At 64.2% G+C, this 15,053-nt stretch carries 8 protein-coding genes; 7 read left to right on the top strand and 1 reads right to left on the bottom strand.

Annotated features, from left to right (window positions below; translation table 11 throughout):
* Position 1 precedes the first annotated feature (1 nt).
* From LWF15_RS33590 to LWF15_RS33575, 4 genes are all read left to right on the top strand, one after another.
* Complete coding sequence (locus tag LWF15_RS33590; protein ID WP_232815034.1) at positions 2 to 2,896, top strand: DEAD/DEAH box helicase; 2,895 nt, start codon at positions 2 to 4, stop codon at positions 2,894 to 2,896.
* The gene (locus LWF15_RS33585) at positions 2,896 to 6,984 is read left to right on the top strand and encodes an Eco57I restriction-modification methylase domain-containing protein (protein WP_232815033.1); all 4,089 of its coding nucleotides are present in this window, start codon (positions 2,896 to 2,898) and stop codon (positions 6,982 to 6,984) included. Before LWF15_RS33590 ends, LWF15_RS33585 begins: the two co-directional genes overlap by 1 nt.
* A gap of 49 nt (positions 6,985 to 7,033) precedes the next feature.
* A complete protein-coding gene (locus LWF15_RS33580) occupies positions 7,034 to 7,330 on the top strand; it encodes a hypothetical protein (protein ID WP_232815032.1) in 297 nt (98 codons plus the stop codon).
* 63 nt (positions 7,331 to 7,393) lie between these two features.
* Positions 7,394 to 9,571: an ATP-dependent helicase gene (locus tag LWF15_RS33575; RefSeq protein WP_232815031.1), complete on the top strand. Its 2,178-nt coding sequence runs from the start codon at positions 7,394 to 7,396 to the stop codon at positions 9,569 to 9,571.
* Here LWF15_RS33575 and LWF15_RS33570 read toward each other — a convergent pair.
* Positions 9,546 to 11,147: an N-6 DNA methylase gene (locus LWF15_RS33570; protein WP_232815030.1), complete on the bottom strand. Its 1,602-nt coding sequence runs from the start codon at positions 11,145 to 11,147 to the stop codon at positions 9,546 to 9,548. The two genes, LWF15_RS33575 and LWF15_RS33570, sit on opposite strands and share 26 nt — an antisense overlap.
* A 493-nt stretch (positions 11,148 to 11,640) precedes the next feature.
* Between LWF15_RS33570 and LWF15_RS33565 the strand changes: the two genes are divergently transcribed.
* The 3 genes from LWF15_RS33565 (at position 11,641) to LWF15_RS33555 (ending at position 14,923) form a co-directional block, all read left to right on the top strand.
* Positions 11,641 to 11,832, top strand: a complete 192-nt coding sequence (locus LWF15_RS33565; protein WP_232815029.1) for a hypothetical protein — start codon at positions 11,641 to 11,643, stop codon at positions 11,830 to 11,832.
* A gap of 106 nt (positions 11,833 to 11,938) precedes the next feature.
* Positions 11,939 to 13,651, top strand: coding sequence for a DUF6119 family protein (locus LWF15_RS33560; protein ID WP_232815028.1), 1,713 nt, complete (start codon positions 11,939 to 11,941; stop codon positions 13,649 to 13,651).
* Between the two features lie 63 nt (positions 13,652 to 13,714).
* Positions 13,715 to 14,923 carry a hypothetical protein gene (locus LWF15_RS33555; RefSeq protein ID WP_232815027.1) on the top strand — a complete coding sequence of 403 codons (1,209 nt, stop codon included), beginning with the start codon at positions 13,715 to 13,717 and terminating at the stop codon, positions 14,921 to 14,923.
* Positions 14,924 to 15,053 lie beyond the last annotated feature (130 nt).

Below are 15,053 nucleotides of genomic sequence, written 5' to 3'. Positions count from 1 at the left end.
GATGAGCACCTTTACCCCCGGTTCCCTGGTCTCGGCCCGCGGCCGCGAATGGGTTGTCCTGCCCGAGAGCGCCGAGGACATGCTGGTGCTGCGCCCCCTGGGTGGCTCCGACGACGACATCGCTGCCGTGTTCCCGGCGCTGGAGGACATTGACAGCGCCAGTTTCCAGCCCCCGGCTGCCAACGACCTCGGCAACGCCCAGGCGGCCGGCCTGCTGCTATCGGCCATGCGTATCGGGTTCCGGGCCGGGGCGGGGCCGTTCCGCTCGATGGCCGGCATTGCTGTCGAACCCCGGGCCTACCAGCTCGTCCCTCTGCTGATGGCGCTGCGCCAGCCCACGGTGAGGCTGCTGATCTCAGACGACGTCGGGATCGGCAAGACCGTCGAGGCCGGCCTGATCGCCACCGAACTGCTCGCTCAGGGCAGCGCAAAAGGCCTGGCGATCCTGTGCGCTCCGGCGCTGGCCGAGCAGTGGCAGGACGAGCTTCGAGAGAAGTTCGGGATCGACGCCGAACTGGTCCTGGCGTCCACCGCTGCCCGTCTGGAGCGGGGTCTGGACCTTGGCCAGTCGCTGTTCGACAAGCATCCGCACGTCATCGTCTCCACCGACTTCATCAAGTCGCCCCGCCACCGCGACGACTTCGTCAAGCACTGTGCCGACCTGGTCATCGTCGACGAGGCGCACACCTGCGTCGCCGCTGACGACGTCAAGCAGCGCACCAGCAATCAGCTGCGCTACGAACTGATGAAACGCATCGCCGCCGACCCACAGCGTCATCTGATTCTGGTGACCGCCACCCCACACAGTGGTAAGGAGAGCGCCTTCCGCAACCTCCTGGGCCTGCTGGAACCCTCGCTCAAAGACGTCAACCTGGAGACCGAGGCAGGTCGCCGGCATTTGGCGAACTACTTCGTCCAGCGCAAGCGCGCCGATGTGCGGCGCTTCCTCACCACCAAGGACGGGTTGGCCAACGACGCTCTGGCCGAGCAGACGTCCTTCCCTGAGGACCGAGAATTTAAGGACGAGCCCTACAAGGTCTCCCCGGAGTACAAGGCGCTCCTCGAAGACGCCGTCGCGTACGCGGGCGAACGCGTCCGTTCGGCCCAGGGTGGGCGGGACAACCGGATCGCCTGGTGGTCGGCGATTGCCCTCCTGCGCTCCATGGTCTCCTCCCCTCGGGCCGCCGCTCAGACGCTCACCACGCGGTCGGCTACCGCAGCGGCGAGCACCGAAGCCGAGGCCGACGCCCTCGGCGCGCCCCTGACCAGCGACTCCACCGACAGCGACCTCCTCGAAGGGCTGGATGTAGCCCCCGGCGCCGAGCTCGGCGAGGCCGCCACCCGGTTGTCCGAACTGGCCGCCAGAGCTGAACAACTCGAGGGCCTCGACGGCGACCTGAAGCTCAAAGACCTGATGAAGCACGTCAACGCGCTGCTCAAAGCGGGGTACCGGCCGATCGTCTTCTGCCGGTACATCCCGACCGCGGAATACGTGGCTGAGGTACTTGGTGCCAAGCTGCGCAAGACGCTGGTCCGCTCAGTCACCGGCACGCTCTCCCCTCAGCAGCGGATCCAGCGGATCGAGGACTTGGCCGCCGAGCGTGCCCTCGACCCGGACACGAGAATGGTTCTGGTCGCCACCGACTGCCTCTCCGAGGGCGTCAACCTGCAGCACCACTTCGACGCCGTGGTGCACTACGACCTGGCCTGGAACCCCACACGGCACGACCAGCGTGAGGGCCGTGTGGACCGCTTCGGCCAGAAGCGCGACAAAGTGCGCGTGATCACCATGTTCGGCAAGGACAACGGCATCGACAGCCTGGTCCTGGAAGTCCTGCTGCGCAAACACCGGCAGATCAAGCGTGACCTGGGCATCGCCGTCTCAGTCCCGGACTCCTCGTCCAACGGCGTCACCGACGCCATCGTCAATGAACTGATGCGCAAGGAACGCGAGGGCGAACAGCAGGAACTGTTCGACATCCGCGAGATGACCCAGGCGGTGGAGGGCAAGACCGCAGCCCTGCACGACGAATGGCAGTCAGCAGCCAAGCGCGAGCAACAGTCTCGATCGCGATTCGCCCAGAACGCCATCCACCCAGAGGACGTCGCAGTCCAGGTGACTGCCTTACGGCAGTCGCTGGGACGCTCGGGCGAGGTTCAGGACTTCACCCGCAACGCCCTCAACGCTCTCGGCGCGGTCATCCATGACGAGCCCGAAGGATTCCGGGCCGACGTGAGTGACACGCCCGCCGGAGTCCGGGATGCCCTGGCCCCGTTCGTCGGAACGGCTATCGAACGCGGTCGCAGCATCCCCTTCCGCACCACACCGGCGATCTCGCGCGGAGAAGCCGCCTTGGTGCGTACCGACCCGGTCATCAGCGCCCTGGCTGCACACGTCCTCAATGCTGCCCTGGACCGCCAGGTTGCTGGACCCCGCCCGGCGCGTCGTGCCGGAGTCATACGTACCAGCGACGTCCCGACCCGAACCACGCTGCTCCTGGTGCGTTACCGCTTCCATTTGACGCTTCCGTCCCGGGCAAGCGAAACACGACAACTGGTTGCGGAGGACGCGCGTCTGCTCGCCTTCACGGGCGCGCCCGCGAACCCCCATTGGATCGAATCGGAGGCTGCGAAGGCACTTCTGGAAGCCAGACCCGATGCCAATGCCGAGGCTACTCTCGCCACGAACACGATCAACCGCGTCCTCAACTCCTTGACCGACCTGACCGGGCACCTCGACAGCGTGGGCGACCGCCTCGCCGAGGAACTGCTCGACTCGCACAGGCAGGTGCGCAGCACCGCCGGCGAGATCATCCGTGGTCTAAAGGTCACCGCCCAGCACCCCGCCGACGTTCTCGGTGTCTACGTCTACCTGCCGACCGGAGGGGCCAACTGATGTCCGCGACCGCCCACCACCAGGTGTTCTCGGCCGTCCACACGATCGGTGCGCTGCTGCCCGTCGACATGCTCGCCCGGATCTCCGAGGGTCGAGACGTCTCCGGTTCGGCCCCGGCCGACTACGGAGTGATTGGCAAGCGCCGCTCCGTTCGCGACGAGGCCGAGCGTCACTGGGACTACTTGCGCTCGATCTGGAAAGAACTGCGCGAGCAGCTGCCCTCACAGCCGCAGGCGCCGGCCGACCCCACCGGCATCGCGATCAATCAGTGGCTCGAACCCCTATTCAATGAACTCGGATACGGCCACCTGACCGCCAACGGCTCTCTCGGCCTGAGCAGCGATGACCAGAGTAAGACTTTTCCGGTCAGCCACCGCTGGGACCACGTCCCAATCCACCTGGCTGTATGGAACGCCCCACTCGACACCCGCAGCGCCCCGGGCACCGTGCCCGCGCAGTCGATGGTTCAGGAATGCCTGAACCGCAGCAGCACCCATCTCTGGGCGGTGCTCTCCAACGGCCGCCAGATCCGTCTGCTGCGTGACTCCAGCGCACTGGCCACCGCCTCGTACGTGGAGTTCGACCTCGAAGCCATCTTCGACGGCGAACTCTTCAGCGAGTTCGTCCTGCTCTACCGGCTTCTCCATGTCTCCCGGTTCGAACTCGCCCCCGGGACCCCTCCGTCGAGCTGCCGTCTGGAGACCTGGCGGGTCGAGGCCATCGACTCCGGCACCCGTGCCCTGGACCAGCAGCGCGACGGCGTCGAAAAGGCCATCCGAGCCTTGGGAACCGGCTTCGTCCGCCATCCCGCCAATGCCGCGCTACGCCAGAACATCGATGCCCACGATCTGCACCGATCCTTGCTCCGCCTGGTCTACCGCATGATCTTCCTCTTCGTCGCCGAAGACCGGAACTTGCTGCACCCGAACGACGCCGACGAGCTGGCCAAGCAGCGATACGCGAAGTACTTCTCCGGAGCGCACCTACGTCAGGTCGCCCGAAAGCGCCGAGGTACGACGCACCACGACCTCTACTCGACCCTGCACCTTGTCCTCACGTCCCTTGCAAACGACAATGGGCGTCCGGAGCTGGGTTTGGTAGGTCTAGGTGGCCTCTTCGACCTGGCGGACAGCGACCCCCTGCACGGCGCACAGCTCGCCAACGAATACCTACTCGACGCCGTTCGCCATCTCGACCGCGCCTACGACCCGAACGCCGCCCGCTGGCGGCAGATCGACTACCGCAACATGGGCGCTGAGGAACTGGGATCTATTTACGAGTCCCTCCTCGAACTCGTCCCGAAGCACAGCGACACCGACCAGACGTTCGAGCTGGAGAACAGGGCTGGCAACGACCGCAAGCAGACCGGCTCCTACTACACGCCGACATCCCTGATCGAGGTCCTGCTCGACTCCAGCCTCAACCCGGTGATCGACGACGCAGTTAAGCGCGGCGAAGAGACCGCCACCGGCCCCGACGCGACCGACAGCATCGTTACGGAACTCCTGAGCCTCACGGTCTGCGACCCCGCCTGCGGCTCCGGGCACTTCCTCGTAGCCGCATCCCGACGCATCGCCAAGCGCGTGGCCGCAGTCAGGGAAGGAAACCCCGAACCGACAATCGAGTCCGTCCGCCACGCGCTGCACGAGGTCATCGCCCGCTGCATCTACGGAGTCGACCTGGAGCCGATGGCGGTCGAACTGGCCAAGGTCTCCCTGTGGCTGGAGGCCATGGAACCCGGCAAGCCGCTGGGATTCCTGGACGCCCACATCAAGCACGGGAACTCTCTGATCGGAACCACTCCCGAACTGATGGCCGAGGGTGTCCCGGCCAGGGCCTTCAAGCTCATTGAGGGAGACGACAAGGACATCGTGCGCTCGCTCGCCGACCGCAACGAGCTCGAGCGCACCCCACAAGAGACCCTCTTCGACCGGCCGACGCAGCCCAAGATCTCCACCGCCGAACTGGCTCGGGAAATGCTGGAGATCACCGCTGCCCCGGCCGATGCCTTGACCGATGTCCGCCGCCAGACCAAAGCTTACGAGCAACTGTTGACCTCCAGTCGATACATGACTGCCCGGCGTCGTGCAGACGCGTGGTGCGCCGCGTTCGTCTGGGAAAAAACCAAAGGGGCAGGAAAGTTCGCGGTCACCCAGGAAACCTTCCTGTCTCTCAACAAGCCGGATGGGGAGATCCAGCGGGAGACCCACCAGGAGATCATCCGCCTGCGCGATCTGTACCGGTTCTTCCACTGGCACATCGAGTTCCCCAACATCTTCCCGGACGACGAACCCGGCGGCTTCGACTGCGTGCTCGGCAACCCGCCTTGGGACAAGATCGACTTCGAGGACAAGAAGTACTTCAGCATCGTCGAGCCCAGAATTGCCGCTATGGCCGGCGCGAAACGGCGCGCCGAAATCCAGAACTGGATGAACGAGCACCCTGAAGCTGGTGAACGCTACAACCAAGCCCGTCGGCGGGTGAAGGGCTCGTTCCACTTCATGGGAAGCTCTGGCTCTTATCCGTCGATGGCCAAAGGTTTGAGCATCAAGGGCGTGAACTCTCTGCTCGTGGATCAACTCTTCGCAGAGCTGACCTCATACCTGATCGCCGGACGCGGCCGTGCTGGAGTCATCGTCCCAACAGCTATTGGCACCGGTGCTGGCGCACAGCATCTCTTCGGGAAGCTTAGCAGCAGTGGCCGCATCGCTAGCCTTTTCGATTTTGAGAACCGACGCTCTCGACTATCCCGCGGCGAAGCAAGACTCTTTTTCCCGGGAGTTGACTCACGCATCAAGTTCTGCCTCCTCTCACTGACTGGCGCTGAAGTCACCGAACCCGAGACACGCCTGGCCTCATTCCTTGGCGACACGATGGAGCTGGAGGACCGGTCCAAGGTCTTCACCCTCACCCCGGATGAGATCACCCTCATCAACCCAAACTCCGGCACGCTCCCAGTTTTCAGAAATCGGCGAGACGCTGACCTCACTACATTCGTGTACCGGCGTCTTCCCGTTCTGTGGAACGAACGGAAGCCTAGGGGAAATTCGTGGAAGATTAGTTTTACCCGCCTCTTCGATATGACCGATGACTCGGACATCTTCCAGACCCAGGTCGAGCTCGAAGCAGCCGGGTGGGCGCTGGAGGGAAACATCTTTGTCAAGGGCAACGAACGAAAATTGCCACTCTACGAAGCCAAGATGGTAGACTTCTTCAACCATCGTGCAGCAGATGTTATACGGAGCGAAACCGCCCTTAACCGACAAAATCAACCTCGCTATTTGCAGCAGACCGACTTGCGCAATCCTTCTCGTTTTGCTTTCTCGTTAAACTGGGTCCATGAAAATGGCGCCATTAAAGTTCGACGACGTGATCGCGACGTCAAAGTCGATGGGGTCCGCGAATCACTACGCAAGCTCAGCTGGGAGCGCGAGTGGTTGTGCGGTTGGTGCGATGTAACTTCATCCACCAATGAGCGCACATCAATTCCGGCCTTTCTACCAATAAGCGCGGTCGGACACACCTTCCCGGTAATGCTCCCAAAGACTTCCCCACGCCAAACAGCTGGCCTTATTGCCGTCCAGAGCTCTCTTGTTTTCGATTTTATTAGCCGTCAGAAAATTGGCGGGATTCACATGGCACTGATGACATGGAAGCAACTCCCTGTACCGACCCCTAAGATGCTCGACCCACACCTAGACTTCATCGTTCCCCGCGTCCTCGAGCTTACCTACACCGCCCACGACATGGCTGGCCTGGCAGCCGATCTCGACGACACAGGTCAGCCGTTCATCTGGGACGACGATCGCCGCGCCCACATCCGCGCCGAGCTGGATGCGCTGTTCTTCTACCTCTACGGCATCTCCCGCGACGACGCCGAGTACATCATGGGCACCTTCCGGACAGATACCGGTGGCCTGATGAACAACGAGATCAAGGCCCACGGCACCTACCGCACCCGGGATCTCGTCCTTGCTGCCTACAACCGTATGGCCCCCGCGAAACCCGAACTCGATCGGCCGCTGAGCCAGTCGTGCTATGTGTCCGAGCTTGTTCCTCCCCCGGGCCAGGGCCCTCGCCATTCTTGACGGTTGGCTCGCTTGATAAGCAGACAAGATCATGAGGGTGGGTTTCTGAATGCTCTCCACCGAGTTCTCCGAAAGTCGTGAGTGGTGCGTCTCGGCGCGAGAGTTCGAGCACCTCTGCGACGCGGCTACTGCCGGCGGGGCGACCCCGCTGAGCTTGGTGGCATGGCGTCACATCGCCCCATCAAAACGGGGCCCGTCGGTGACCGATCTGGACGATGCGGTGGGCCAGACGTTGACCGAGGGTTTCTACAGCACGGCAACCCAGGAGTTGACGGACGCTGAGTCCGGGTCGCTGGACGTCAGCTACCGGATCGCCTTGGAGAAGTTGCTTGCTGTTCTGCTCTGATCAGGCTGCTCGTCGAACGCTCGGAACGTGAAACCGCTCTTCTGCTGTCATTTGGAGGAAATGGTGCCTCAGCTCGCTCTGGCCAAGAACATCTGGGAAAAGTTTGCACAGCTTGAGAAGCCGGTTCTGAAGGGCGTGCAGAAGGCCACCGAGAAGTTCCAGGAACGCACGATCGCCGAACTGTACGCCGACAAGGGGCTGCACCTGGAGTCGGTGGACAAGGCCGCGGACCCCCGTATGCGCACGATCCGGATCACGCAGTTCTACCGCGGAGTCGTGCTGGCGCCCGAGGACGGTGAACCCGATGGCACTTTCCTCCTGTACGACGTGCTCCCCCACAACGACGCATACGACAAGGCGGCCAAGCTGAAGTTCAGCGTCAACTCGGCCACCCATGCCCTCGAAGTGCGCAATGTCAGCGTGATCGATCAGCTGGTCGAGATCATCGAGCCAGAGGACGCCGACTCCGCGACGGTCGTCTCCAAAGTGTTCGCGCACGTCTCGGACGACGAGATGACGTATCTGGGCATCGACGAACAGGTTTTGCGGGCGGCGCGCACCGTTACGGAACTGGAGCAGCTCACCGCTCTTGGCTCTTTCCTGCCGGAGGACCAGTTCGAGGCCCTGCACCACCTGGCCCTCGGATTCACGGTGGACGAGGTGTACCAGGACGTGGTCATCCCCCGGCGTGCCGAAGCAGGGGGCGCGTCCGGCGAGGGCGAGATCAGTCTGGAGCAGGCGATCATCTCGACCCCTAGCCGGATCAAGGTGCTGACCAGCTCCGCGGAGTTGCGTGAGGCCCTTGAAGAGCCTCTGGTGGCCTGGAAGGTGTTCCTTCACCCGTCTCAGCGCCGCGTCGCCTACCATCCCCAGTACAACGGGTCGGCACAGGTCAGCGGTGGTCCGGGCACCGGTAAGACCGTCGTCGCCCTACACCGGGTCCAGCATCTTCTGAATCGGTATCCCCAGCACCGGGTCCTGCTGACCACGTTCACCAACGCCATGGCCGACAATCTCCGGGAGAACCTGGAGACCCTGATCGGGCAAGCGGATCAGCTGGAACGCGTCGAGGTGAGCACGATCAACCGGCTGGCCATGGCGCAACTGCGCCGGCACACCGGTAAGCAGCCGCAGTTGCTGAGCGAATCCGAGAGCCACCAGGACTGGAAGCGGGTCCGCAAGGATCTAAACCTTCCCTGGACGGAACAGTTCCTCGCGCAGGAGTACCAGAACGTCGTGCTGGCCCAGAAGATTGAGGACGAGGCGACGTACCAGGTCGCGGCGCGGCCGGGCCGGGGCGCCGGAGTCCGGCGCAACAGTGCTCAGCGCACCGAGATCTGGAGTGCCATCGAGCGGTACCTCGCAGAGTTGTCGGCCAAGGGCAGGAAGACCCACAACGCCGCCTGCGACGAGGCAGCAGACCTCGTCCGTTCTGGGATCGTGGAGCTGAACTTCGATCACGTCGTGGTGGACGAGGCCCAGGACCTGCATCCTGCCCAGTGGCGATTCCTGCGGGCAGCGGTGGCTGAGGGTCCGGACGACCTGTTCATCACCGGTGATCCGCACCAGCGGATTTACGACTCGCAGACCTCATTGGCCTCGGTCGGGATCAAGGTCACCGGCCGCAGCCGGCGACTGAAGGTCAACTATCGCAGCACCGAGGAGATCCTGTCCTGGTCCACCGGTCTGCTCACCGGTTCGCCGATCAGCGATCTCAGCGGTCAGGGCGATGACAGCCTGAGCGGCTACCGCTCGCTCCTGCACGGGAACCCGCCCGTGGTCACCGGTCACAAGACCCAGGCTGCCGAGGTGGAGGCCCTAGTGAGTCAGGTCGAGGACTGGCTGGAACAAGGCATCGACAGTACTGAGATCGCGGTCTGCAGCCGTTTGCGCAAGCCTTTGCTGGACAAGGTGGCGGGCGCTCTGGACAAGGCCGGCATCCTCACCGTGAAGGTCGATGACCATCCGGGACCCGACGACGAGGGCATCCGGTTGGCCACCACCCACGCGATGAAGGGCCTGGAGTTCCGCGCCGTGGCTGTGGTCGGTGCGGGCGCATCGGTGTTTCCCTACGCACCGGGTATCACAGCCGCGGAGGTTGATCAGGTGCAGCATGACAACGACCTTCTGCGAGACCGCTGCCTGCTCTTCGTGGCCTGCACCCGCGCTCGGGAGTACCTGGCAGTTTCCTGGAACGGCGCCGAAAGCCGCTTCGTCACGCCTCTTCTGAAGAAGGCTTGAGCCATCCGTTCACCAGGGCCTGTCGAGCCTCGGCCAGCGTATCCCGCCCTAGTTGGGATAGCTCCCTGAGCGTGGCCTCGACTTCGTCCAGCGCCGCGAACGCCTCGGCGTACCGGCGCTGGTCGGCCTTGTCCAGCTGCGGGATGCGCGCCCCCCGAGCGTCCGTCCGGAACGAGCCACTACCGCGGACCGTCCCGCCGTGCGCTTGGACAAATCGACGGAGGAACTCATCGTCTATCTGTTCCGTCTTTGACGAGACCTCGTTTCTGGTGACAGTCACCAGTCCGGCACGCATCAGGTCCGAGACCCGGACGTCCGTCTCGGCGATCTTGCCCTCCCCCGGCTGAAACTGCGCGAGAGTCTCGTTGAACTGAGCGGTGAGCTCCGCCATCCGCTGAGCGACCCGCGTGTACTCGATCTCGGGCGGCCGCTGTTGGGCCGCAAGGTAACGCCCAGGGCTGAGATCAACGAACTCGTCCAGCAGTTCGATGGCCGGGACCTCGACCGACGGTGCCAGGGCGTCGGCCGTCGGCCCACTCAGATCGACCATTCGGATGCTGTCGGGCGTCTTTCCCCCCTCCTCGTCGCGGCTCAGGACCCATAGGTGCAACGGTTGTTGATGGGTGGTGGCAACTCCGGCAGGAAGGGCCGCCACCTGCTTTAAGGCTCCCCGCCGGATCATCTCAGCTCGGATGCGAGTACCGGATTTGCGGTTGGCGACGGACTGCGGCAGGGCGATGACGGCATACCCGCCCGGCCGTAGGTGGGCATAGCAGTGCTGAAGCCAGGCGAGCTCTCCTTCGCCCTTGGTCGGGGCGCCGAACTCCCATCGCGGGTCCAGCAGCAGATCTTCTCGCCCCCAGTCGTTGATGCCGACCGGGGGTTCGCACACGACTATGTCGGCCAGGTACGTCTTCCAAGCATCCGCTCGGAGTGAATCACCTACCTTGACGGTGACCTCAAGACCCATCAACTGCGCGCGGGCCTGGCACAGGCGGGCGGCATCTCGGTTGAGTTCCTGACCCAGCTTGGTGCCTTCGGGCACCACGTCTAACAGGAGATTGCCTATCCCGCAGGCAGGGTCGAGCACGGTTGGAGGTGCGCTGTTCTGTCGAGGTAGACCGGCAATGACCGCACCAACCGCTCGTACCAGCGACTGAGTGGTTCCCAAGCTTGTTCCGATGCCAGCCTGCTCAAGCACTGCATCGAGCCCCTCAGGACCGGGCATGCCCTGTAGCGCCTGCCGCTCCCGTACCCCGAGCCTGCCGATGTGGCCGTGCAGCAGGAACTCGGCGACGTCGGCCAGTGCGGCTTGAACATCGTTGCCGTGCGTGAGCCGGAGCCCGGCCCAGATCTGGGTTTCGCCCGGAGTCTCGGAGACCGGGCGTTCACTCTGCAGCCAAGCCTGCACTGCCTGTAGGTCGAACTGCGCGTTCCGGCCGCCCACAACCGGGGCGGGGAAGTCGCTGTAGCGCTTGCGCCAGTTCGAGACAGCTGCCCGGGTCACGCCGGCAATGCGGGCGATTTCTGCAGATGAGACGAGTCCTGGAGGAGCGGCGTCAGGGCCGTTGGACATGTTCACCACGGTACACAGGCCCGACCCCTACCAGCCAGACGTTACGTTGACGTAGTTAACGCACACCCACCCTCAGTAACACCGAGCAGCGTCATCGGCGTGAACTAGATGAGTATACAGTTCGTTGACATTGTTCACAGGCTACGGTTCACTGATCCCGTTGCCAGCTCGAGATGCATGCAACCGCTGACAACCGCGAACCACAAACGACTGTGCCACCTCTACTTTCGCCTCCATCAGCCGTGACCCTCCTTAGGGAGCCCAAATGAACGACCAAGACAGCGAGGCCCGGCACCCCGGTACGCAGCCTCTGGTCCCTACGAGACCAGAGGCATTCACTGTGGTCTAGGAGAAAGACGGCCAGCCGGGTGGCCCTGACAACCCGCTCGAGGTCTGGATTGCGAAGGCCTTCGAGGTCGCCGGTTTCGAGTACTCCAAGGCTCGGAAGGCCAGTGCTGACGCTCTGGGGAGCGTCGACGTCCGCAATTTGAAGGTGACCAACAACCAGGGTGAGAAGGACTCTGCCCTCGTCGACATCAAATTCTGGAAAGGCACCGAGGGCGTCGCCGTAACCAGCTGCACTACCGACCCGACCGACGTCGGCACCACGGTCTCCCTCAGCTGCCTATCGGGTGACGACCGGGTGAAGGACTACGGGCGGATCACCAGCAACGACACCTTCTGAACCATCGCACGACGGCAGCGCACAGGGTGAGCTGCAGTGAGTCGCCGGTCCGGGGCGGCGTGCCGCGGACCGTCACAAGGGTCGAGTTTCGAACTGGGGGATGGTCATGACGACCAGAAACATGATCGAGGTGCCACGGCAGCAGTCGCGGCACCGGGTACGCACCACCAGGCGGATGACACTGCACCGTCTTGTGGAGGAAGTCCGGATCGACGACGTGCTCAACTGCCTCACCGAGACCTGTCAGAAGGAGCTCAACCCCGAGCTGACCCCGAAGTCCGTCGCCGGTTCCCCGGCCTGGCTGGTGCACAAGCGGCCGCCGGAGGTGGCGCCCGAGTGGAGCGATGACCTGGGCCTCTTGGCCGACCACTCCTTCGAGGAGGAGTTCAAGGGTTCCCGACCTGGGGCCCTGCTGTTCGTGGAGATCGACGGCCGCCTCTATGTGGTCCCCTTCGGTAGCGGGTACACCTGGATCGAGGATTCGGTGAAGGACCAGACCTTCGGCCTGGCCCTGGCCATCCGCTGCATGGACCCCTCCGACGTCTCCGACATCGTCCGGCGCTCGCCCGGCCGCAAGGGCCGTACGGACTCGACCCAGGTGCCGGGTGGCTCACACCTGTGGGGTCTGGGGCTGGACACCGTCAGCGAGATGGTCCGGAAGCTGAACGGCCGTAGCTTCGACCTCGACCTGACCTATTCCCGGGCCGGCGAGCGCGCCCCGAAGCTGGAGGCGGCCGGTTCGGTCTCGACCCATTTGGGTCTGTCTCCACGCAATTTTTGTGCGGACATTCGAGCGCTCGAGAAAGTGCTGCTCGAGCGTGACGTCGCCCCCGAGTTCGCGTTCGTGGACAACGTCAGGCCGGTCACGTTCCCGGACACGCTTAACGGCTTGTCGGCGGTCCTGGAGAGCGCGCTCACAAGCAGCCCGAACTACGAGCAGCGCTTGGCCCTGGCCGTTCCCACCGATCTGCAGGACGCGTATCCGCTGGCCGGGGCTTTCCAGGTACGTCTGGGCGGCGGTACCTGGATGACGCCCCGGGTGGAGCTGACCATCGAATGGATCGAGCAGCTGCTGCAGCGGCTCGGCACCTCGCAGAAGCGTATCGACGCGCTGAGCCACGGGCGCGTGAGGATGCTGCCTTCCACCGGGGCCCCGGACGAGATCCTTCGTGAGAGTGACCTGTTCCGCTGGATCGAGGCTTCGGTGAGCATTGGTCCGCGTCGGTACACACTGCTGGAGGGCAGGTGGTACGAGCTCGGCGCGGAGTACCTGACGAACCTCCAGCAGGACATGACCGCCCTGTTCACCGAATTCCGCTCTGCTATCACCCTTCCTGCCTGGCGCCGCAAGCCGAAGGGCATCGAGACCGAAGGCGAGTACAACGAGCGGGTGGGCAACGACGTCTCCGATCTGGTGACGATGGACAAGGTCTTCGTCCGTGGGCGGGCCGACCGCCCGTGGCGGCTGGAAGTCTGTGACCTGCTGACGCGCGACGGCACTCTGATCCACGTCAAGCCCGCCGCCGGCTCCGACGTGCTCAGCCACCTCTTCAACCAGGGTCTGGTCTCGGCCGAGGCGCTGCTGCAGGCCGACGTACGCGAGCAGTTCCTCAAGGCTGCGGCCAAGCGTGGTGTCCCCCTTCCGGACAACTACGAGCCGAAGCGGGTTGTCTTCGCCATCTTGCTGAAGACCGGGCAGGAACTGTCCGAGACGACGCTCTTCCCCTTCGCACAGCTGGCGTTGCGGCACACCGCCCGCATCCTGTCCCGCCGCGGTGTCCGGGTCGAGCTGGTCGGCATCCATCTGGGCGACGACTGAGCCCCCGGCTCGGCCGGCACCTGACTCTTCCGTTTCAAAAAACTGCGACCTATCCAGGAGATGATGATGAACCACGAGGTTGAACTGATCAGTGACGGCGAGAGCCTGGCCGTGATCGGCGCGAAGCCTGCCGTCGAAAGGTTCTTGAAGTCGGTCGGGCGGCTGTCGTCGTCGCGCCCGCTCGACCCGGACCGGTTCGGACGCGTTCTGCGGGCGGGGGCCGCCGCCGCCGAGGGTGCAGCCTCGATCGCGGCCACGTCGGGTCGATACCTCAAGCTCGACCAGGAGTCCGCAACTTGGGTCAAGGAGATCGGGCTGATGGACACCGACACCCCGGGCCTCAGCTACGCCATGATCGGGCGGCCCGGCGACATCGGGAAATGGCTGAAGGTCGAGACAGGGTTGCAGGCCCTGGCCACCAACCCGGCCGTCCTCTCCGGTGTGGGCAACATCCTGTCGCAGATCCAGGCCCAGCAGTCCATGGCGGACATCACCGCGGCACTGGCCCGCCTAGACGAGAAGGTTGACGACATCCTGCGTAAACAGGACGACGCCGTGCTCGCCGAACTGGTCGGGATCGGCCACGCCATCGATCGGGCAGTCGCGATCCATCGGCAGACCGGCGAGGTGAACGCGACGCTCTGGTCGACTGTGGCTCATTCGCACCAGAAGATCGGCGCCGCTCAGAGTTATGCCATGAGTCAACTCGCCAGCCTCGCCGAAGGCCTGGAAGGCACGCGGATGGGCGATCTGGCCTCAGCCGCCAGGCAGGCGGAGGCCGAAATCCCCCAGTGGCTCGCGGTGATTGCTCGCTGCTTTCAGCTGGCCGTGGCTCTGGATCTGCTGGAGTTCGAGCGGTCCTCGGCCGAGACGCCGGACAAGGCTCTGGCCTACGACCAGGGCATGATTATGTCCCGCCTCGGGCATCGGGAGCCCATCGCCGAGCGCACCAGGTGCCTGCTCGACAGGGTCGACCAAGCGGTCCGGCTGGCCAATGAGAAGATTTTCTGGAACCGGGTCAACGCCGGGGTGGTCGTCGAGGCCGCGAACCGGCTCGGTGCCGACATCCACGAGTTCCACCAGCTGCTGCGGATCGAGGAGAACTTCCAGCAGTGGGAGGAACGGTCACTGGGAACCGCTGCGGCCGTAGGGGCACAGGCAGTGGAGCGGGCGAAACAAGCTGCCCCGACCGTGGCCGGGATAGCCGCGCTGGGCCTGAGCAGCCTTGTTGTAAAGAAGCTGCAGGGGAACGGATCGGGCGAGGAGAGCTGAGGAGGCGCAACTTCCAGCCGGGTGGCTCCCGTCTGCTTGTAGTGGCCGCGCCTCGAAGAAGTGCGCCGAAACCAGCGTGAAGTCGGAGGCGCGTTGGTATGAAGTGACGCCTTTGGCGAACAAATCGCGA

The organism is Kineosporia rhizophila (assembly GCF_021277265.1).
GTDB classification, from domain to species: Bacteria; Actinomycetota; Actinomycetes; order Actinomycetales; family Kineosporiaceae; genus Kineosporia; species Kineosporia rhizophila.
Note: the sequence above shows the minus strand (reverse complement) of the source record. Positions and strands in the feature narration are given on the sequence as shown.